We start from the raw sequence: 21,632 nt of genomic DNA, 5'->3' as shown, positions 1-21,632 counted from the left end.
AGAGGAAAGGACTGACACCTGTGGCACTCAAGAAAGCCATGATTATCGTAGACAAGGGAAACAGCAAAGAGAATGTGCAAGTTTTGTTCAATCCGGGTGAATATACCCTCGATACGACCAACAGCTATTCTTGGAATACCGTGCCGGGTCTGTCCATGCCAATCGGTCAATTCGTGAGTGGCGGAACGACGTCGCTCTCCATGGATTTATATTTTGATACATACGAAAAAGGGACGGATGTCCGTGAGCATACGAAGAAAATTTCGGGACTTCTGGATGTAGAAAAGGAATTGCATGCACCGCCGATTTGCCGCTTCGTGTGGGGCTCTCTCGACTTTAAGGGCGTCGTCGAAAAAGTGAATCAGCAGTTTACCATGTTTCTAGATACCGGCGTGCCGGTTCGTGCCAAGCTGAAGGTTACGTTTCGTTCGTGGCACAGCAAGAAAGAGCAGCTTCAGACGATTCCCCGCCATTCGGCGGATCGGACGAAACAGAAGATGCTGAAGCAAGGGGAACAGCTCTGGATGATTGCCGCTCATGAATATGAAGACCCAAGCTTATGGCGGGAAATTGCCAAAGCCAATCAGATTGACAACCCGCTTAAGGTCGTAACGGGACGCCGCATTTCTGTCCCTAGATTGGACTAACGCGATGGCAACTTTAAGTTTAGAATCCAGCTCTTTTACCTATGATGATTTGGCCAAAAAATATAAAGAGTTTTTCTCTCCTGCGTATTTAATTAGCGTAGACGGAGCGAAGCTCACAGATAATATGGCGATTTCGATGATTCGCGTGGAAACGTCCATTGACGGGACGGCAGACTCCTTCTCGTTTCGGATCACGAACGCTTATGATGTGACGAAGAATGATTTTCAATGGCTTGGGGACTTAGCCTTGGGGAAGCCAATTGACATCAGCCTTGGCTATGTCGATAAGTTTACTCCGGTATTTTCAGGTTTTATTACGTCCGTTGTCGTTGATTTTCCCGAGGATGGAGCTCCCGGGCTCATTGTGCGGGGGATGGATCTTTCCTATTTGATGATGAAAGGTACGAAGTCCCGTTCGTGGAACAAAAAGAAATACAGCGACATTGTCCAGGAAATCGCCAAAATCTATGGCGCTCAAGTGCATGTGGATGCGACGACGACGGAATACCCGGCTATTTCGCAAAGTCAGATTAATGACTATCATTTTATTCAAAATCTGGCGAATTTGGTGAATTACGATTTCTTCGTGGTGGGCAAGCACTTGTATTTCCGCAAACCATTAACGGAAATGACACCGGTACTGACGCTGGAAATGGGCAAAACGCTGCGCAATTTGACGATCGACATGAACTTGGCTGAGCAGATTACCGGCGTTAAGGTAAGAGCTTGGGACAATAAAGAGCTGAAAGTCATCGAAGGCGAATCGGCGAGTATTTCGAAACTCGGCGGGAATTCGAAGACAGGCAAAGATATACTCGCTGCCAAAGGGGATTTCGTGGAACATGTTTATACGAACGTTACCTCCCTTGAAGAAGCCAAAACCTACGCATCGGCTATTTTAAATCGACATGCGATGAAGCTGATCAGCGGTTCAGGGGAGTGTATCGGCATTCCTGAAATTAGGGCCGGGCGGTACATCAAGCTTGACAGCGTGGGCAAAAAGTTTAATCAACCTTATTATGTGACCGGTGCTACTCATCTAATTGATGATGATGGCTACACAACGCGCTTTCAGATAGGAGGAAATGCGGTATAATGTTCAAACTTCCCGATATCACCTTAGGCGGTGTGTCCAACTTCGCGTCTCAGAAAATCGGCGGTGTAATGGTCGCGGTTGTGACTAACAATAACGATCCGGATAAGCTCGGGCGGGTGAAGCTGAAACTGCCGCTGCAGGAAACGGAAACCGAAACGGATTGGGTTCGCATTGCCACGATGATGGGCGGTAAGGAGATGGGCAGTCTTTTTATCCCGGAAGTGAATGATGAGGTATTAGTCGCTTTCCATCTGGGCGAGCTTCGCCAACCCTTCGTGATCGGCATGCTGTGGAATCCCAAGAACAAGCCGCCCGCGCCGGCTGACAAAAACGATTTGCGCATGATCAAATCCCGTTCCGGACACGAGTTATCGTTCAATGATAAAAGTGGTGACGAAAGCATCACGATTAAGACCAAAAAAGGCCAAATTATCGAGCTAAAGGATAAAGACGAAAGCATTTCGATTGCCGATCAAAGCGGGAATAATAAGATTTTGATCAAAGGCGGATCTGCCAATGAAATTTCGGTCGTCAGCCAAACCTCCAAGATTACCCTTAATGCCAAAGGGGATGTCGCGATTGAAAGCTCGAAAGAAATTAAAATTAAATCAACGCAAATTAACATAGAAGCATCTGCGACGATGGCGCTCAAGGCAGGGGCCACACTGGATTTGAAATCCGACGGCATCATTAATATTAAAGGCAGTATGGTCAAAATCAACTAACGAGGGAGCGTGGCGGGGTGTCGGAAGCATTTTTGGGGCGAGGCTGGAAATTCCCGATTCAGGTCGACCCTGCAACAGGGCGAATTCGGATGTCCGAGTATGAGGAAGACATCGCTGAAGCGATCCGCGTTATTTTGGGCACTACGCAAGGAGAACGGGTTATGCGTCCGAGCTTCGGCTGCGGTGTGCAGGAGTTTATTTTTGGCTTAACGGATGATACGTCTTTGCATTTGCTTGAAAGCAATATTAAAGAGGCGATCCGCAACTGGGAGCCAAGGGTTCACGAGGTGGATGTGAAAGCCGTGCCGGAGGCAGACGATCCGGGGAAAGTGATGATTCGTATTTCGTATTTGGTGCGTACGACCAATAACTTGTTTAACCAAGTGTATCCTTTTTACTTATACGAAGGTTCCAAATAGAAAGAGGCAGCGGAAACGATGACGATACGTGCAAGAGAGGAGGTGGAGCTGAGCGATGCAACCTCCCAAAATTGATCCTAGAGATATACCTGATCTCATAGCGCAGATGAAGGAAATGGCCCCATACTATACACCGGAATGGCGGTTTACGCCTGAGAATCCCGACCCCGGTTCGGCATTATTCCTGATGTTCGCGGATATGTTCCATGACAACATCAAGCGACTGAACCGGGTGCCGACGAAAAATCTCATTTCGTTCCTCAACATGTTCGACGTCACGCTGCTTCCGGCAAGGCCAGCCAGCAGTTATTTGACTTTTGCACTGAACGAGGGCACGAAGGAGTCAGTGTTCATATCGGCCGGCACACAGGTTGCGGCTGCAGCCGAAGATGGCAATATCTTGTATGAAACGGCGCGCAGCGCGCTGTTGACGCCTGCCTTGTTAACGGATGCTTACGTGTCGAGCCGAAAACAGGATAAGATTATTCGCATTTCGGAGGAGTTTCTGACGGCATCCCGTCAAGGCTTGGCGGCCCCGACGGCGCTTTTCCGTCTTCAAGGCGATAATTTGCAGGAGCATGCGATCTTCTTGGAGCACAGCGCTCTCTTCACCTTGTACAACACGGCGCGTATCGAAATTGAATTCCGCAACTCCAAAAGGCGCTTCGACGAGCTGTCCATGACCAGCCAACTGGCTGACCCGCAGCTAACCGAGTGGTTGTATGCTACATCGGATGGATGGGTGCCTTTTGACCAAGTTGAGGCTAGAGGGAATCGGGTAATTCTGTCGAAGGCGCATGTAGGGGAACTTGCCGAGAGGGAAGTGAACGGAAAAGCGGGACGCTGGATTCAGTGCCGTCTGAAGCCTCTCCTGACTGGCGGGAAAACACTGGCGGACAGCCGATTGTCCATGGACCATATTTCCTTCAAAACCGATTATACGGATACGCTTGAAACGGGCGGCATTCAGCCGGACCTTATGTTTTACAATGATATTGCTGCGGATCCTAGCGGTTTTTATCCGTTTGGCGATCAGTTTGCGCTTTATGGTTCTTTTTACATCGGGAGCCAGGAAGTGTTTACGAAAAAAGACGGCGATATTAAGCTGAGCTTTGGGCTGTCGGCGATTCAGAACCGTTTTGGGGCGGAATTGACGGAAAATATCGATTGGAAAATGGTCATGAAAAAGTCCAAATTCGATAAGCCGCCCGTCATCCATGTTACCGTGCTGCAAGTCGCTTGGGAGTATTGGAATGGGACGACCTGGGTACGCCTTGAGGCGGGGAAAGACGCGGAAAAGCTGTTTTATTACCCGCAAGAGCAGAAAGTGCTCAAGGATATCCGCTTCCGATGTCCGCAAGATCTCGAAGCTACTTATGTGAATGGCAATGAGAATCACTGGATCAGAGCAAGGATTTTACATATCGAAAATGCGTATGTGGCGCAGGCGATCTACTTATCCCCTTGGATCGATGAGGTCACGATGACCTATGAATATGAGGATCGTCTTTATCCTGCAGAGCGGTGTTTGGCGCTGAATAATACGGTGTTTGAGGACCGGACGAGGCATAGCAGACAGCTGGAAGGCGGTTTTGAACCGTTTCAGCCGTTAGAGGGCAGTCATCCAGCTTTACATTTATGTTTTGATTCGCCGCCTGTAAAAGGCCCGATTTCGCTCTACGTTTCGGTGAAGCAGCAGCGTTTCGCTGAGCAGGATTTGCCTCTGCTGGAATGGGAATACTTGCGTGCCGGGTTAATGCCGGGACATCCCTCCGAATGGGTCGCCCTGAAGGTGATCGACGATACGAATGGTTTGACGCAGAGCGGAACTGTGCAGTTCGTTGGCCCTTCTGATTTTGCCGGCGACTCGTTGTTTGGTCAAAAGGGTTTCTGGATTCGCGCTGTGAACCGCGATGATAAATATGATGACATAACGGGGCGGATTCAGGTTCCTACCATTCACGGACTTTACATGAACACGGTTCAAGTCCTTCAGCAGGAGACGATTATCGGGGAAGTTCCTGAAGCCAAAGGGCTGGAAGAAACGGAATACCAACTGAGCCGAAGCGGTATTGTGTCCGAGGAAGTATGGGTGGATGAAACAGAGTTTGTGACGGAAGAGGAGATTGCAGAATACGAAAGAATCGGAACACCACTGATGGAAATTAGCCGGGATTCCGAAGGCAATCTGCTTCAGGTGTGGGTGCGATGGACCCCCGTTCGCCAAATGGCGGATTCGGGCAACCGGGATCGCCATTATATGATCGATCGTACGTTTGGCCGTATTCGGGTAGGAGACGGCGTTCATGGCATGCACCCGCCCAAAGGCGGATTGGAGCAGCTGAAAGTCACCTATCAGGTCACTTCGGGACAAATCGGCAATGTAGGCGCACGGGAAATAAACCAGATGCAGGACTCTATCGCATTTGTGGGTGAGGTGTATAATCCGGAACCGGCTTCAGGCGGCTGCCAAGCCGAGAAGCTGGAGTCGGCCCTGGAGCGCGGGCCCGAAATGCTCAAGCACCGGAACCGTGCAGTATCGGCCAAAGATTACGAATGGCTCGCGCGCGAAGCGTATCCGAACATTGCCAAAGTCAGCTGCATCGCAAACCGGAATGCATATATGCAGAAAGAGATCGGCGCTATGACACTCGTCATTTTGCCGAAGGAGGGTCAAGAGGGAAGGCTTGCGTTTCCTGTGCTGAAAAAGCAAGTCGAGCGCTATATCATCGAGCGCGCTTCCAGTCTAGTTGCTTTCCCGGAAAGGCTGCAAGTGATCGAGCCGGTGTATATGGAAATTTCCGTTTCGGCCATCGTAGCGGTTGAAGGTATGGATGCTGTCGTCGCGACGGAAATACAGGCGATGGAGAAACTCACTCGCTTCCTAGATCCGCTGACTGGGAATTTCGATGGCAAAGGCTGGGCGATCGGACAGCAAATTCATCCTTCGGTCTTCTATGCGCTGCTCAAAACGATTCGAACGATCAGCCATGTAGAGAAGCTCTACATGACGGTCTACAAGCTGGAAGACAGTGAGCGCGTCGAGCTGGATGTGAATCGCCTACCGGCGCTCCCGCACGGCATTATCGTGAGCGGCAAACATAAGGTGGTCGTGAACGCTTTGTAATGTAGCAATCATTATCGAAGGAGGTGAGCACAAGTGCTGCCAGTCCCTAATTTGGATGACCGTATGTTTGAACAGATGGTAATGGAAGCGCGGAAGTCGATTCCGAAGCTTTTTCCCGAGTGGACGGATGAAAATGAGCATGACCCCGGGATCACGCTGCTGGAGTTAATGTCGTGGATGACTGAGATGCAGCAGTATTATTTGAACCGGGTTACGGAAAAGAATGAGCGGAAGTTTTTGAAGCTGCTGGGTATTCGTCCGCGTGAAGCGGTGTCGGCTGTTTGCGATGTGGCCTTTTCAGGCGTGCAGCAGCAGCTTGTGCTCCCTAAGGGGACACCGCTGCAAGCGATGGATCAGCATTTCGAGACGCTCCGCACGGTACAGCTTGTCCCATCAACGCTGGAGAAGGTGCTGGTGCGTACGGAAACGGCTGCCGGCGATTTTACATCCAATAATCAGGCGAAGATTGCTTATTACGCGTTTGGCTCAGAGGCGATTAAAGGGGCGCATCTCTACCTTGGATTTGACCGGGCTCTGCCGGTGGACACGGAGATTTCCTTGTCTTTTCAGCTGTACGATCGTTATCCGGTTCATGTAAGCCATCCGAAAGATGCAGCCACGCCGATTATTTCGTCCGCCAAGGTGGGGTGGTCGTTTGCAGGTGCAGGACAAGATCAGGGTCAGCAGCAAGGGCAAAGCGAAAGCTGGCTGCCGGTTGAAGGGGTCAGCGACACGACGGTTCATTTGTCACAGAGCGGTGAAGTGCGTTTCCGCATTACCTCGGAGATGAAGCCAATGGCGCTTTATCCTGCCGATGACCGCAGCCGCTATTGGATCTGCTGTACACTGGAGGAGGACGGTTATGAGCTGTCTCCCAAAATTGAGAAGGTGAGCCTTAACAGCGTGCAAGCGGCAGAGCAGGAAACTTTCAGTGAAGTGATAGCGTTCAGAAGCAATGGAGAACCTGACCAGAGTTTTGAAGTTAGCACTTATCTGGCTTTTGGGGGACTGCATACGGTGCAGGTGCAGGACGAACAGGGCCGCTGGCGCGACTGGCACATCGTCGCCGAGCTGGAGGACCACGGACCGGATGATCTCGTCTGCCAGCTGCTGCAGGACTCGGTACGCCGTACGACCCGTCTGCGCTTCGGCGACGGGGTGAACGGCAGCATCCCGCCGCAGGGCGCGCAGCGGGTGCGGCTCATTGCCTACACGGCCGAGTTCGACTACAGCCGTTATGTCGGAGGCAGCAAAGGTCTGCCCGGGCAGACCTTTGAGGTCGCTCGCGGCCGGACGTATAAGCCCAGCAGCATGCTGCTGCAGGTCGGCTATCGGCCGCGCGGGTCCCACTGCGTCGTGTGGGACGACTGGCAGTCCGTGGATGACTTCGATAATTCGAAGTCCACGGACAGGCATTACGTCTACGACGCTGAAGCTGGAACGATCCGCTTCGGCAATAACGAAGCGGGGCTTGTCCCGCCCAAGTCGGTGGAACCGAACATTCGGTTCCTGGCGCTGCAAGCGGGCGGGGGCGAGCGAGGCAACGTGAAGGACGGTCTCGTGACCGGCTTCACGGAGGAGCCCGGCGTGAGCGTGACGAATCCGTTCCCGGCACGGGGCGGCCTGGAGGCGGAGACGCTTACGCAGGCCAAACTGCGCGTGCGGCGCGAGTTGGATACGCCGACACGGGCGGTGACCGGCGAGGACTACGAGCGCATCGCGAAGGCGACGCCAGGTCTGCGCGTCGCGCGGGTGAAGGCTATTCCGCTGTATAAGCCGGGCATGCGGGATTATCCCAAGGTCAAAGCGCCGGCGCAGATGACCGTCGCGGTTGTGCCTTACAGCGAGAGCGATAAGCCGAAGGCGGGCAAGGGGTTTTTGCAAACGATCAAGGGGCATTTGGACCGGCATCGGTTATTGACGACAGAGCTCCATGTGATCCCGGCGGAGTACATTAAAATCACTGTTCACGCTGTGGTGGTCATGGAGCCGAAGTACAAAAACGAACAGCGCCGCATCACCCAAGAGCTAAGACTGCTGCTTCAACCTATGGATCATGTTCAGGGCTCGGAGGGCTGGCGTTTTGGCCGAACGGTGTACAAGGGCGATATTTACGGCGTTATTTCCAGAGTTAAAGGCGTGGTCTATGTGCAAGATCTTTGGCTGGACGCCGAAGGCACAGGCTTTCACAAGGATGGCGCCGGGGATATTCATATACCGCCTTATGCGTTGGTCTATTCCGGCAATCACGAGGTGGAGACGATTAGTCAGACGGATTTATAGCCGCTTGGTGGGAGCACGGGGAGCGTAGATTAAGGAGCAGGAAGAGATGAAGGGGAACAATGGTCCGCTATGTGACCAATTAGCTGCTAATTGGCGGTTGAGCGGAACTACAGGGCCTTATTTCGCTCAAATCGGCCCGAATTGCACGGAATCTGTAAAATAGCGGACTGTAGTTCCCTCTAATGGCCGATTAGGGCCGAAATGGAGGGAATAGTGGACTGTAGTTCCCTTACCTCCACACGTGTGGCAGTTTTGGGGAGTTGGCCCCTTTGCAGCGTGAGCGATGGGGGAAGTCTCGAGTGTTGGTGTTTTCGCCACACGTCCGGCAGTTTTAAGGAGTTGGCCAGCTTTACGGTGTAATGACAGAAAAGAGGTGACGAACGATGCAGGATGGACAAACGTTTTTTTCACTGAACAAACCGCTCGACTGGGAGCAGGGATATGAAGCCAACATCGACATGCAGGAACAGGGCTTTTCGATTCGGCAGACCGAGAAGTACAGCGTTCATCGCATCGTTCGCACGGACGAGCTGGAAGGGGTTCACCGGATTCACGAGATGACGGTCGGCGCTGGCCGGAAGCTTGTTTTGCTGGACGAGGCTTCGAATGTGTGGGTCTATGATGATCAAAGCCGCCATCTCGAGTCGTTATTTCGGCACGGGCATGGGCTGTTCAGCCATCAAGCGAAGCTGGCATCCATGTCAGATCTACTGGTCATTGCAGATAGCGAGCTGGCGACTGAAAGAAGGCTTGCTGTGTACTCTCTCTCCAATGGTCAGACCATGTGGGCGGTTGATACGTGGCAGGGACTGGAGCTGTTTCCGCTCTCGGTCAATTCGAAGTTAGCTGCGAAGCATACGTTTTATACGACAGTTCCGTTGGATATTGCGGTTGGTATGAATGGAAGTCCGGAAGTCCCCAAAGGCGGCAGGATTGGCATCCTTCAATGGAATTCGGCAGGCGAGGTCGTGCGCGTCTATGAGCATGACAGGCATCGCATGGAAGAAGCGGTCGATGTTTCTGAACTGAAGGGGCGTTATTTCACTGCTGCGGCAGACGGTACTTTGGCCTTGCTGGATACGCACCTCAGAACGGTTACGGTGTTCCAGGAGGATGGCCGGGAGCCGCTGCATTTTAAGCTCGAGCAGGAAGGGCGCTTTGCTGGCATTTCCATTGATACGAATCATAATCTCTATATAGGGGACAGCGGATACGCGCAGCAAGAAGGGGTAACCGAACGTTTTATTCTCAAATACCGCGGAAATGGCGAGCTATTCGATAAAGTTACGAATTTCCGTGGACGAACGGACACGTTGGTGCACGACAGCCGGAATCGGCTGTATGTGTTCGACCGGATCAGTGGTCAGATCAGCTTGCTTGATCTTCGTGCCCGGACGATGCTGCTGGAGGGTACGCAGCTGCCGGAGGCGGTTTATTTCTCGGGAGACTTGGATACGACAGAAACCGAAACGCAGTGGCACAAAATTCGCCTAGAAGCCGACATTCCGGAGGAGACTCAGGTTCGCTTTTCCTATTTTGCCTCGGATGAAAGTGAAGGTTTGGTAGATGGCGACTATGTCAATTATACGAGCTATTTGACGGATCCGGACATTGGGGTGCGTGAAAAGCTGGCGGCTACGCGCGACTTATGGTCAGAGCCGATTCTCAATCCCAAAGATGCGCTGCTGAAAGCGAAGGGCCGTTATCTTTGGTTCAAAATGGAGCTGATCGGCAGCGAACAAAAGTCGCCTTACATTCGCAAGCTGCGGGTCTACTTCCCAAGGACGTCCTTAATTGCGTATTTGCCGCCGATTTATCAGCAGGATGAGGAGCATAGCCCTTTTCTGGAGCGCTTTCTGGCGATGTTCAGCACGTTTTTTGATGATATGGAGGATAAAATCGACCATATTTCCGCTCATTTTGATCCGGATGCGGTATCCGGCACTTATCTGGAATGGTTAGGCTGTTGGCTGGCAATCACGGATCATGAGGCATGGGGAGCGAAGAAGCTAAGGGAGCTGATCAAGCAGGCGCCTGAACTGTATAAATTGCGCGGTACTCGCGAGGGCTTGATTAACATGCTGAAGATTTATACGGGCTCTGAACCTTTTTTGCTTGAATATTTTCAATTTAAGCAGATGCAGGAGACGTCGGAGTTGCGGCAGCTTTTTGCCCAGTTATACGGGGATAATCCTTACTGCTTCTGCATTATGCTGAAGCCCGAAGTGGTGCGAACCGATGCGCAGCGTCTTACCATTGAACAGATTATTGAAGACCAGAAGCCCGCCTATACCGAAGGCAAACTTATCGTACTGCAGCCGTGGATGTACGCGGATATGCATACGTACTTGGGCATTAATACTTACTTATCTGAGCCTACGTTATTAACGCTCGACCAGCGTTCCTCAATGCCTTACAACACGGTGCTGATCGATGTAGATCGAGATAAACGCATGGATATACATACCCGTTTGGAACTGGATTCCGAAATCGAATAAACGAAATCGAAATAAGCCTTGGAAGGTGAGGGGATACTTATGAAAAAAACACGCTATTACCCGTTTGAGCGCAATCGGTATTTCTATGGAAAGCTGTTGACGGTCAGGGATTTTGAATCCGAGCAAAAATACTTCAATGACAAGCGCAGAATGATGAACCGTCTCCTGCACGGGTCTGGTGTACTAACAGGCTTGCAAGTTGTCGCTGTCGACGAGAAGTCGGTTTCCGTTGAAATGGGAGCTGCGATCGATGCGCTGGGCCGGGAAATTGTCGTGCCTTCACCGATGACTTTGAAGCTTTCGATGATGGATGGGTTCAGCAACAACGAGTACGCGAAGAATGTATATCTCTGTATTGCTTATGACGAAAAGGAAAAAGAACCCGTTCACGCCGTAGCCAATTCCTCTGTGCGCTCGGATGAAATTAATGATTATAATCGTGTGCTGGAAAGCTACCGGCTTTTTATCCGCGAGGATGCGCCTGACCCTGCAAACCTGCCTTTGGCGAATTTGACCGACCAAACGGTCGTGCTCTATCAAGACTCCCATGTGCGGGTGCTTCAGACAACGCCTCGTTATGTCAATCCGGGTCAGTTGTTTGAGATGAAGCTGCGTTTTGAGAAGACGTTGAAGGCCGGTCGGATTTCCTTCCATTATGAGCTGGCAGCTGATCGAGTGGAAGCGATTGATGGAAATTCGATCGTGTTCGAAGAGCCGCAGGACGAGCAAGAGAGCGAGTATGAAATGAAGGTGCTTCTGCGGGCGGACAGCAGCGTGGGCGTGAAAGCGACGATCGGCGTGCAGACGAGTACGGCTGTGTTGAAGCTGGATGACAAGCAGCTGGAGCTGCAGGCGCAGGCTGTCGGTGAAGTTCAAATCATTGGCGATGCCGTTCGGGAACGCTTGATGACGGATTTCGTGAAACAATCGTTGGAAGCTTCCTTGGAGGCCCCGTCTGAGCCTTGTATTTATTTGGCTAAAATATGTCTCATCCAGGTGGGACCGACTTATGTAATTGAGAGTGTTGAGCAAGTGCCGTTTGGGGAGTATGTGTACAATTCCTCCATGATGTACAGACTTGCTCAAGCGAGCGAATACCGCGATGAAACGTCCGGGCAGTTTGTGACGAAATCCAAAGTGAAAACATTGGCGCCGGGGCAGCCGCCGGAGTTTAAGGTCAACTTCAATAAAGCGATTAGTGAGCTTTCTTTCGATTTGGGAATTCCGGCCGGTGGCGGAAGCGGCATAGCCGGCATTGTGAGCGGCGTAGTAAGTATACCTATAGAGCCGTTCACGAAGATTTCCGTGTCGCCGTTCGGGAAAGCGACCAAAAGCTTTTTCTCCGGCGAGATCGCGCACGGACTTGGTGAGGGCAATGTGCTGATCATCACGAGTCTGGAAGAGAGCAGCGGTGATGCCTTCTCCGATATACTGTCCAGCGGAGAGCGAGTGTATGGCGGAGCATCCGATGTGTTCAAGGGCAGCGAGTTTGAGCCTGATGCGCCAGAAGTGAAGATCGGCACGATCGCCTATCCGCAGAAGGGCACTTTCCGGATCGGCGTGAAAGTGCAGCAAACGTCCGAGCCGTCGAACGTGCGCGTGCGCTGGTGGGCGTACAGCGCTGAGATGGCGAGTCCGGCGAGCAGCGGGGGCAGTGGCAGTGGCAGCGGCTCACTAGACGAGGCACTGTCTGCGATACGGGAAGCGGCTTCGGCTGGGAGCGACGCGGAGTAAATAGCAGGGATTGAGCGAAGGACCTCTTTTGAAGAGGTCCTTCTTTGATTGAAGGTAGGGAACTACAGGGCGCTATTTCGTCAAAAACAGCCGATTGAGCGAGTGAGAGGGAACTAGGGGCTGCTATTTCGCAATTTTGGTGGAAATGAGTCCAAATTCGTTGAAATAGGACCCTGTAGTTCCTCTCCAACTCCCGAAATGCCGATTTTGACTAAATAAGGGAATGTAGTTCCCCTAAGGGGTGGCCAACAACAGGCCAGTTGCAGGGACAGCGGAGCGGGCTTATCTCTTTTATGGAGGAAGCAGCAAGAGGACTGCTAGGGAGTAAGAGTCCATAAGACCGCTAACTCGGGATAAAATGTGGTTTTCGGCGAGTAGACTCGATTGGTGGAATTTGTGCGGGTAGATCCGGTGTGTGAACTAGCTACATGGAAGCTAATCAGGCAGAAAAGGTGCGCGGGGGGTTTTGCGCATTAGCAGTTTGTGTGACTTTGTTCACACCGCGCCCCCGGCCAAACGTGAAGTAAAACACAATCCAAATCACCAACTGCAAAGCAGCAAGCACAAGGCTAATATTACTGAAAATAGATCCAGCTGCATAACGATACAGCGGGTTCCAGCTGGGAATCCCCAAAGAGCCAAGGTCAACGGCTTTGCTATAGACGCCGATCGCGATGCCCTGCGCAATGAAGTTGACCATAGCCAGCATGCCCATACCGACGCCTGCCTGTTCCACCTGCAGGGTTCTGGACACGGAGTTGGAGACGGCGATGACCAGGAAGGACTGCCCGACGTTGCCCAGTATCAGAAAAGCGGCGATGAGCAGCGGAGATCCGCCGGTAAACGTGGAGAGCAGCACAAAGCAGCTCACGAGTAAGCCGGCTGCCAAATAAGCGACAAAGGAGTTGCCTTTGGCATCCGCAAGTTTGCCGCCTTTGCGTCCGAAAATAGCCGCTGCGGCTGCGGCAGGGACCATCATGAAGCCGATCCAAATGGAGGGCAGCTTTTGAACGTTGGCTAACAGCAGCGGGCTGAGCACATAAAGAGAGCAGCAGGTGCCGTTAACGAGGAAGGAGATCGTCAATCCAAGCGTGTATTTGGTATTGCGAAAAAGCTTCGGCGCAATAAAGGGCTCCCTCGCCTTGGAAATTCGCGCAATGAATAAGCCTAAAGCAAGAAGGGCACCGAGGAATAACCACAATCCCTTCGTTACACTCAACAAAAGTAAAGCAATCGTAACGGCGAGCAGTATGCCGCCAAGCCAGTCAAAGGTGCCCGAGGCCCCCAGCTTCTCTTCTTTCAAATATGCGCGGTATAGAGGAAGAACCGCCAAAACAAGCAAAGGCACAGCAAACAGCCAGCGCCAATGAACGGTGCTTACAATTAATGCCGCGACAACTGGGCCAAGGGCATTGCCGAATGCCAAGCCTACTGCGGTCATGCCCAGAGCGGCCCCTCTGCGCTCGGGAGCAAAATAGCGCAAAGGGATGATCATGGAAATCGCGGGAATGACCGCAGCTCCTGCAGCTTGCAGGCATCTACCCGCGAGGGCCATGGCAAAGGTTTGCGAAGTCAGCCCGATGAGTGAACCGGCAGCGAATACAAGAAGTCCGAAGGTGACGATGCTCTTAAGCGTATAGCGGTCTGCCAGCTTTCCGTAAGTGACTGAGCCTATCGCGTAGATCAGAATGTATGCGGAGGAGAGCCAGCTCACTTGAGAAAGGCTAAGGGAGAACTGCTCGCTGATCTTAGGCAGAGCGATGTTGAACATGACACCGGTCATCATGGAAATGGTCAGTGTAAACATTAAAACACGCATTAATTTATGATGGCTTGCTTGCTGAGGCACTAGATCCGCCGCTGCGTTCGGCATTGAGCTTATCATCCGTTAATCACTTCCTTTTTAGTATGACTGTCAGTACTGACTGACACGTATGGGGTAAAAAAACTAGAGCTGAAGGGCCCTAGCAAAAATTTTGACACTCTCTTGCACAAAAGGCTCTAAACCGATATTGGAGTAATTCGTACGGCTGTCGAGATCGTTAATGAACGCGCCGAATTGCATCATCATGAAGGAGAAGGCGTGAAGCTCCGGGTTGTCGGAAATCATTTTGCCTTTCTCCGCCATCAAAGTGAAATAATCGGTTAGGAATTCCAGTAATTGCTGAGGATGCTTTTGGGTGCGCGCACGGAATCCCGGCAGCTGCCCATCTTCTTTGAGCGAGATCTGAATCATTTTCCGATTGCGGTTCATAATCTCGTGATACGTGCGACTAACCAGGAGCAAATCTTGCTGAAGATCCCACACCAGCTTTTCGGCAAACAACTTCTTCATTTCTTCGGCGTAATGATAGCGGTCAAAAGCAGCCTCAAGCAGCTTCTGCTTACTGCCGAAATGACGGAATAAGGTCTTCTCGCTGAGACCTGCCGCGGTGGCGATTTCGAGCGTGGTTACTCCGTTGTAGCCCTTCTCTGCGATCAAATTGAGTGCGGATAATAGCAGTTTATCGCTGCTGCTGAGCTTGCTGGTGATGCTATCCATGGGAATCCCTCTTCTGAATCAATGTCAGTGCTCACTGACATTATGATAAGCGCCATTGGCATGAAAGTCAACCGAAGAATCCAATCAGGAAGATACCAATTGTTATTAAAATAGAGCACATAATCCGCTGCTTGCCTTGCTTTTCCTTGAGGATGACAATGCCTAGAATCGTAGCAAATACGGTTCCGATTTCCCGTATCGGGGAGATATGGGCAACTGGCGCATATTTCATGGCGAATAAAAACAACAGATAAGATCCAGGGTTGAGTATAGCTCCGAGCAAAATAATTCGGCTGTTCAGTTTCCACTCCATGCGCAGCTGTTTGGATGCGATGACGATTGGCGTCAGCGCAGCGACGAACCCGATATTCGTCACCTCGAGTAAGGAGATGGCCGAAATATGCTGGAGATTCAGCTTATCGACGAAGACATAGCAGGTCGTAACCAAGCCTACGCAAAGCGCCATCAGAAATGGTTTGATAGAGGCGGCTGAGACCTTGCCTGTTTTTTTAGCGGTGAAAATGCCACTTAAAGAAACGAAGCCAATGACCATACAGAGAAGTCCGAGCCAACCGTATAAGGATAAGGATTCTCTTAGGAACAAAACACCGACAATAGGTATGAATAAAGTGCTGGTGCCCCGCATAATCGGATAGATTTGAGACAAATCCCCCATGTTGTAGGTACGTGCTAATAAAAGAGCGTAGGCGCTCTGCAGAGCTGCTGACAATAACAAAAGTCCGTATGAAGCTAAGGATAAGGGATGAACCCATAATTCTCTGATCAGAAAAGGAAGCAAGACCACGGTGGTGACCATAATGATCGACCATAGGAAAACACTTTTGTTTCGGCTGCTTTTGGTAAATAAGCTCCAAATGGCATGAGTTAGGCCGGAAGCTATGACAAGTAAGATTGATACGATAACCAAGCCATCATCTCCAAACAAAATGGGTAAAATTATTCGCCCGGCGTGTGCTCGGGTTGCTCACTTACAACTGTACCGTCGGCTAATCGCAGCCATGTCTCGAAACTGCGCTCGCCTTGGCGAAGCCGAATCATCCGTGCGCCGCGAGGGAAGCCTTCTTGACCGTACGTGTTGTAGCCGGTAGCTCGGCCGTAGCAAAGCCGGATGCCGTGCAGCTCGCCCCAGAAGTCGTTGATGTGATCGTGGCCGCAGAAAGTACCCATGACATCCCCCATTTCCACCATGGCTGCGAATAGACCTGAGTTAACGGGCGCACAGCACACATTTTCGAACTTATTCCCATAACATGTCGCGGAATTCCAGACTTGTTGATATTCCGGCAGCGGGATATGGAAGAAAGCGAGTGCAGGCAATGGCTGGTCCCCATTACCGGATTGAAGCTTTCTTGAAGCTTCCTTGTACCATGCGATTTGATCGCTCCGAATCCAATCGTATCCTTTGATATGAGGCACGGGTGAAAGATTGCCCGAGTCCAAAAAAAACAGGGCAACTGCGTCTTGCCCGCCGGCATCTTGAATGGACAACGTAAAGTTGCCCACTCCATTAATGTCGTGAGGGCCGTGCTGTGTAACCGTGTTCGGATACTGAAGCACGGACTGCATAAGCTCCTCACGGGTAATCACGGATTCCGTATCGTGGTTGCCGAACACAACCGCCCATGGAATTCCGCGGGATTCCGCGGCGTGGACGGCTTCCCGAAACGCCTCCAGCGGTTGTTCGCAGACGGGTTCGCCCGGTGTCACGTACCCGGTGTAAATGACGTCGCCCGTAAATACGACAAGATCAGGCTGCTCGGCATCCAGCACTTCTTCCATCAGCTTTCTCGTCTGTAGATCAAGAGTGCCGTTATCTTTCCAATGTATGTCTGTAAATTGGGCAATCGTAAAGGTCTGATCCTCACGAAAGAAAAGTTGATGCTTCATAGGTAGAGCCCTCCATATTCTTTATTTGGGTTGTTGTTTTTATGTGGTTTTATATTAAAATCTTGTTGTTTGTTGACAATTGTATAACTACTTCTCCAAAGCTGTCAATGAGCAATTTTCGCTCACTCCAATCACAAGAATTGAACATCAGGATGAAAAAAGGATATTTACTATATAGCAGAATCCACATATCTTTAAGGTATCACCTAATTTTGTTGTATTTGAAGGGAGACCACCCCGTGTCAGATGAGAAGTTTGAATTACGCTGCTTGAACTCATTAGCGAAAGTGATTGCTCATCAGGAGCCCGATTCCCGTTATACCCTTGAAAGGGCAACCGTGCTTAAGGGCGAAGTGTTCTCGTTTCAGGTCGCCTACCGGTCCGAGCAGCTTGTCAAAGGTTTGCGGTTGGAGATCGCTTCACCGTTGACGGGCAACCTGGCAATCCGGAAAGTGGGACTTGCCCCAAGTGAATTGACCCTGTACGGAGATCATGACGGATATGTACTTAGCGATCAGCCGGGCCTGTATCCGGATCCGTTGCTGCCTCTGAAAGGCGGAGGCGAGATAGCGCTCCCCAAATGCTGGGGCGCTTTCTGGGTAACGCTTGATCTGCGGGAACATGCGCAGCCAGAGGGGCTATATCCAATAGAGGTTACGTTGTTGGCTTCAGACGGCGTTCAAGTCGGCTCGCAGCGCATTCAATTGCAGATTTTAAGCGCTTCCTTACCTAAGCAGAAGTTGATCCGAACCGAATGGTTTCATACGGATTGCTTGGCTAATCATTATCAGCTGGACGTTTTTAGCGAGGAACACTGGAGACGGATTGAGCAATATGTCCAAACGGCGGTCAAACAAGGCGTGAATATGCTGTTAACGCCGCTTTTTACACCTCCGCTGGATACAGAGGTTGGCGGTGAGCGGACGACCGTACAATTGGTGGAAGTGGAGCGGGACGAGAGCGGGTACCAATTTGATTTTACGTTATTAGAAAGATGGATTGCGCTTGGTGAACGCTGCGGGGTTCAATACTATGAGTTCTCTCATTTATTTACGCAGTGGGGAGCACAGTTCGCTCCGAAAATTATGGCGACAGAGCAAGGCCAGTTGAAACGGATTTTCGGTTGGGAAACCGATGCATCGGGTGATACATACGGGAAGTTCCTGGAAGCGCTATTACCTGAGCTGGATCGGTTTATTCAGGAACAGGGGCTTGGAGACCGCGTGTTTTTCCATGTCTCGGATGAGCCATCCTTGAACAATTTGGAATCGTACCGGACAGCAAGCATCCGGCTTCGCCAGTTTCTTGGCAATTATCCGACGTTCGATGCGCTATCCGACTATGAATTTTATGCGCATGGCCTCATAAACACGCCTGTTGTCGCCAACAATCATATTGATGAATTCATTAGCCGCGGTGTAGATAATCTTTGGACCTACTATTGCTGCGCACAGTATCAACAAGTATCGAACCGCTTCTTCGTCTTTCCATCCGAGCGAAACCGGATCATAGGCTACCAGTTGTACAAGTTTAATATCAAAGGCTTTCTTCACTGGGGGTACAACTTCTGGTATTCCCAATATGCGCGCAAAATGCTGAATCCCTTCGTCCAGACGGATGCGGACCGGGCTTTTCCTTCCGGAGATGCTTTTCTTGTCTATCCTGGGGAAGAGGGGCCAATCGAATCCATTCGGATGGTTGTATTTTATGAAGCCCTGCAAGATCTAAGGGCCCTTGAAAGTCTTGAGAGCCTGATTGGCCGCGAGAGCACAATTACGTTAATCGAAGAGGATCTCGCCACGCCGTTAACTTTCAGTGAATACCCGCATGATCCGGAGTGGATCATCAAGAAGCGCGAGAAGATTAACCTTCTCATTGCTTCGCGTTGACAGCGCAACCTCCTGCTTATACACTAGATGAAAACAACATGAAACATCACAATGTTGCCATCATCGGTCAAAGGCAGGGGGTTATTTATGTCATTAACATTCGAGGATCGCAGAATGAAGATCCTGAACCATTTGGAAATGGAAGGGAAAGTACAAGTTCTTCATTTGTCCGAGCTTCTCAGCGTTTCGACGGAAACGGTCCGGCGTGACTTGGATCGCTTGGAGAAGGAAGGCAAGCTTCGCAAAGTGTACGGGGGAGCTGTCAAAATGCGTATGGAGCTGGTCGAGCCGCCCTTCCTCAGAAGAACGCAAATGATGAAGAAGGAGAAAGCGGCGATCGGCAAGGCGGCTGCCTCCTTGGTACAGGACGGCGAAACGATTATGCTGGATAACAGCACGACGACGATCGAGATCTTGCCTTACCTGAAGGATTATACGAATGTAACTTTGATTACCCACTCTGTCCCTGTACTTAATCTCGCTATGGAGCTGTTTGGCGGCAGGATTATTTTCTTAGGCGGGGAAGTGAATGTGGAATACAAAGCGGCAACAGGCGTCCTTACGGATCAGATGCTGGACCAATTTAAGGTGAATAAAGCGTTCATCTCCGTTGGCGGCATTTCGCTTGCAGATGGCATTACGGACTTTCATTTGGCTGAAGCGGTCATTTCGCGGAAAATGATGCAGCGGGCAGAGGAGGCCATCCTGGTTGCGGACCATTCTAAATTCGGCATGTCGACTTTTGCCCGAGTGGCCAAGCTGGACGAAATCTCGATGCTGATTACCGACTCAGGCTGCCCGAAGGAATGGATTGAGAAGATCGAAGCCCTTGGCATTGACGTGCTAATCGGCGAATAAACGAAGAGTAACACCCATTGAAATCGCTGCTAACCGCTGCATAAAGCGGAGAGGTGGCGGTTTTTCCTTTGTTTTTAAGGGAATTCTCATAAAATGAGGATGCTGCAAATAGAAGCGATGCTCATTCTTAAGAAAACAATACGACTGAAAAATAAGCGATATACGACATCCCTCTGCGCCATGTATGCTTCATTCACAGGCTAATCCGCTACGAGGTTAGCAGCCAAATCATCCATCATCAAGAGGAGTGTTTCTATGAAAAAAAATAAAGCATTCAAAGTGCTTCCTGTACTAGCCTCAGTGCTTGTACTATCTTTAGTAACCGCTTGTGGTAATTCAGGAACAACCAAAGAGGCAAGCGGCAGCACAGCGCCAGCCGGAACATCATCAGTTTCTAAAGATCCTGTGAAGGTGACATTATGGACTCCTATGAATCCGAATGCGAAAGCCGTCGTCAAAAGCCTAAATGAACTTCCTATGGTTCAAGAATGGGCGAAAAAGACGAATGTAACGTTCGACTTCCAACATTCTTCCGGCAACACGCCGCAGGATGATGTTCAGCAGTACGGAGTAATGGTTGCTTCTAATAACTTGCCGGATTCGATGCTGTGGAACTGGAACAGCGTGCAGGGCGGAACATCCAAAATGTTCAAAGACGGCACAATTATTAAACTGAATGACTTAATTGAGAAAAACGCGCCGAATTTGAAAAAAATCCTGGATGCTAACCCGCAAATCGCGAAACAAATCAAAGCAGATAACGGCGATATTTACGCGCTGCCTCACTTAAAGGTCGGGCAATACGGCCAGTACAAAACATTCAGCGGCATGGTCATCCGTCAAGATTGGCTGGAAGAGCTTGGTTTGCAAGCACCGGAAACGATCGATGAATGGGAAACCGTGCTGCGAGCTTTCAAAGAGAAGAAAGGCGTAATTCCTTTCACACTTAACAAAAGCTATCCGCTTTCATTCGCTGACTTCGCAGGTGCTTACGGTGTTGCAGGCATGTCAACGATTGCCAATGCGAGCTCCTTCTATGTCGATGGCGGCAAAGTGAAGTTCGGCCCTACGCAGCCGGAGTTTAAGCAATATTTGGCGACTATGCAAAAATGGTATAAAGAAGGCTTGATCGATCCGGATTTCGCTTCCAATGACACGAAAACGATGGATGCGAAAATTACTTCCGGCAAAGCGGGAGCGTTCTACGGTTTCATTGGCGGAAGCATCGGGACGTACACACCGGCGCTGCAGAAAACAGACCCGAAAGCGAAGCTGGCAGCGGTTCAGTATCCGGTTCTGAAAAAGGGCGAAGAGCCTAAATTCGTGCAAGCGTCATGGGAATATGACAATATCGGAACGGTCATTACAAGTGCCAACAAACATGCGGCAGAAACGGTAAAAGCCATCGATTATCTGTACAGTGACGAAGGCGCTATGCTCAAAAACTTCGGCGTAGAAGGCCAAACGTACACGAAAGTTGACGGACAGCCGAAGTACACCGACTTGATTTTGAAAAACCCGGACAACCTGCCGATTTCCCAAGCGATGGCCAAATATTTTATCGCCAACTACGGCTTCTCCGGTTTGGATGATGACCGCTACAATGACCAGTACTATCAATTGCAAGCTCAAAAAGACGCGGTTAAATTGTACGCGAAATATGCGAACAACGCATACAAAGTCATGCTGCCGCCAGTTGTTCTCTCTACAGATGAAGCCAAAGAGTCTGCGAAGATTCTAAACGATGTGAGCACGCTGCTGACAGAGCAAATCACGAAAGTCGTTATGGGCGCTGCGAAAGTAGAAGATTTTGACAAAACGATGGAGCAAGTGAAAAAGATGAACATTGACCGTGCGGTTGAGATTTATCAAACAGCGACGGACCGTTATAACAAACGTTAATTCA

Annotated in this window: 15 protein-coding genes; 11 read left to right on the top strand and 4 right to left on the bottom strand. The window is 50.6% G+C overall.

Annotation, left to right across the window (positions count from 1 at the left end; translation table 11 throughout):
- Positions 1-20: 20 nt before the first annotated feature.
- The 8 genes from J2Z65_RS27200 (at position 21) to J2Z65_RS27165 (ending at position 12,529) form a co-directional block, all read left to right on the top strand.
- Positions 21-647, top strand: a complete 627-nt coding sequence (locus J2Z65_RS27200) for a CIS tube protein (protein ID WP_209856182.1) — start codon at positions 21-23, stop codon at positions 645-647.
- Between the two features lie 4 nt (positions 648-651).
- Positions 652-1,743, top strand: a complete 1,092-nt coding sequence (locus J2Z65_RS27195) for a phage late control D family protein (RefSeq protein ID WP_167065977.1) — start codon at positions 652-654, stop codon at positions 1,741-1,743.
- Positions 1,743-2,468 carry a phage baseplate assembly protein V gene (locus J2Z65_RS27190; protein ID WP_167065975.1) on the top strand — a complete coding sequence of 242 codons (726 nt, stop codon included), beginning with the start codon at positions 1,743-1,745 and terminating at the stop codon, positions 2,466-2,468. Before J2Z65_RS27195 ends, J2Z65_RS27190 begins: the two co-directional genes overlap by 1 nt.
- A 17-nt stretch (positions 2,469-2,485) precedes the next feature.
- Entirely contained in the window at positions 2,486-2,887 is a 402-nt protein-coding gene (locus J2Z65_RS27185; protein ID WP_167065973.1) for a GPW/gp25 family protein, read from the top strand.
- 55 nt (positions 2,888-2,942) lie between these two features.
- Positions 2,943-6,014 (top strand): baseplate J/gp47 family protein, encoded by a 3,072-nt coding sequence (locus J2Z65_RS27180; RefSeq protein ID WP_167065971.1) that lies wholly within the window; start codon positions 2,943-2,945, stop codon positions 6,012-6,014.
- A gap of 33 nt (positions 6,015-6,047) precedes the next feature.
- Positions 6,048-8,297, top strand: coding sequence for a putative baseplate assembly protein (locus J2Z65_RS27175; RefSeq protein WP_167065969.1), 2,250 nt, complete (start codon positions 6,048-6,050; stop codon positions 8,295-8,297).
- 383 nt (positions 8,298-8,680) lie between these two features.
- On the top strand, positions 8,681-10,795 hold the full coding sequence (locus tag J2Z65_RS27170) for a phage tail protein (RefSeq protein WP_167065967.1): 2,115 nt from the start codon (positions 8,681-8,683) through the stop codon (positions 10,793-10,795).
- Between the two features lie 39 nt (positions 10,796-10,834).
- Positions 10,835-12,529, top strand: coding sequence for a hypothetical protein (locus tag J2Z65_RS27165; protein WP_167065965.1), 1,695 nt, complete (start codon positions 10,835-10,837; stop codon positions 12,527-12,529).
- Positions 12,530-12,968: 439 nt separating this feature from the next.
- On the opposite strand, the gene J2Z65_RS27160 is transcribed toward J2Z65_RS27165, so the two are convergent.
- The 4 genes from J2Z65_RS27160 to J2Z65_RS27145 all read right to left on the bottom strand — a co-directional run bounded on the left by J2Z65_RS27160 (position 12,969) and on the right by J2Z65_RS27145 (position 16,979).
- A complete protein-coding gene (locus J2Z65_RS27160; RefSeq protein ID WP_240159979.1) occupies positions 12,969-14,414 on the bottom strand; it encodes an MFS transporter in 1,446 nt (481 codons plus the stop codon).
- 63 nt (positions 14,415-14,477) lie between these two features.
- Positions 14,478-15,071 (bottom strand): TetR/AcrR family transcriptional regulator, encoded by a 594-nt coding sequence (locus tag J2Z65_RS27155; RefSeq protein ID WP_167065963.1) that lies wholly within the window; start codon positions 15,069-15,071, stop codon positions 14,478-14,480.
- Positions 15,072-15,138: 67 nt separating this feature from the next.
- Complete coding sequence (locus tag J2Z65_RS27150) at positions 15,139-15,999, bottom strand: DMT family transporter (RefSeq protein WP_167065961.1); 861 nt, start codon at positions 15,997-15,999, stop codon at positions 15,139-15,141.
- 29 nt (positions 16,000-16,028) lie between these two features.
- Positions 16,029-16,979 (bottom strand): metallophosphoesterase family protein, encoded by a 951-nt coding sequence (locus J2Z65_RS27145; RefSeq protein WP_167065958.1) that lies wholly within the window; start codon positions 16,977-16,979, stop codon positions 16,029-16,031.
- Between the two features lie 239 nt (positions 16,980-17,218).
- On the opposite strand from J2Z65_RS27145, the gene J2Z65_RS27140 reads away from it, so the two are divergent.
- From J2Z65_RS27140 to J2Z65_RS27130, 3 genes are all read left to right on the top strand, one after another.
- Positions 17,219-18,868, top strand: a complete 1,650-nt coding sequence (locus J2Z65_RS27140; protein WP_338111788.1) for a DUF4091 domain-containing protein — start codon at positions 17,219-17,221, stop codon at positions 18,866-18,868.
- An 87-nt stretch (positions 18,869-18,955) separates the two neighbouring features.
- Positions 18,956-19,726: a DeoR/GlpR family DNA-binding transcription regulator gene (locus J2Z65_RS27135; protein WP_167065952.1), complete on the top strand. Its 771-nt coding sequence runs from the start codon at positions 18,956-18,958 to the stop codon at positions 19,724-19,726.
- A gap of 255 nt (positions 19,727-19,981) precedes the next feature.
- Positions 19,982-21,628: a type 2 periplasmic-binding domain-containing protein gene (locus tag J2Z65_RS27130; protein ID WP_167065949.1), complete on the top strand. Its 1,647-nt coding sequence runs from the start codon at positions 19,982-19,984 to the stop codon at positions 21,626-21,628.
- Positions 21,629-21,632 lie beyond the last annotated feature (4 nt).

The sequence above is a fragment of the Paenibacillus aceris genome (assembly GCF_017874035.1).
Lineage (GTDB): Bacteria > Bacillota > Bacilli > Paenibacillales > NBRC-103111 > Paenibacillus_E > Paenibacillus_E aceris.
This window is presented reverse-complemented; position numbering and strand designations above follow the sequence as displayed.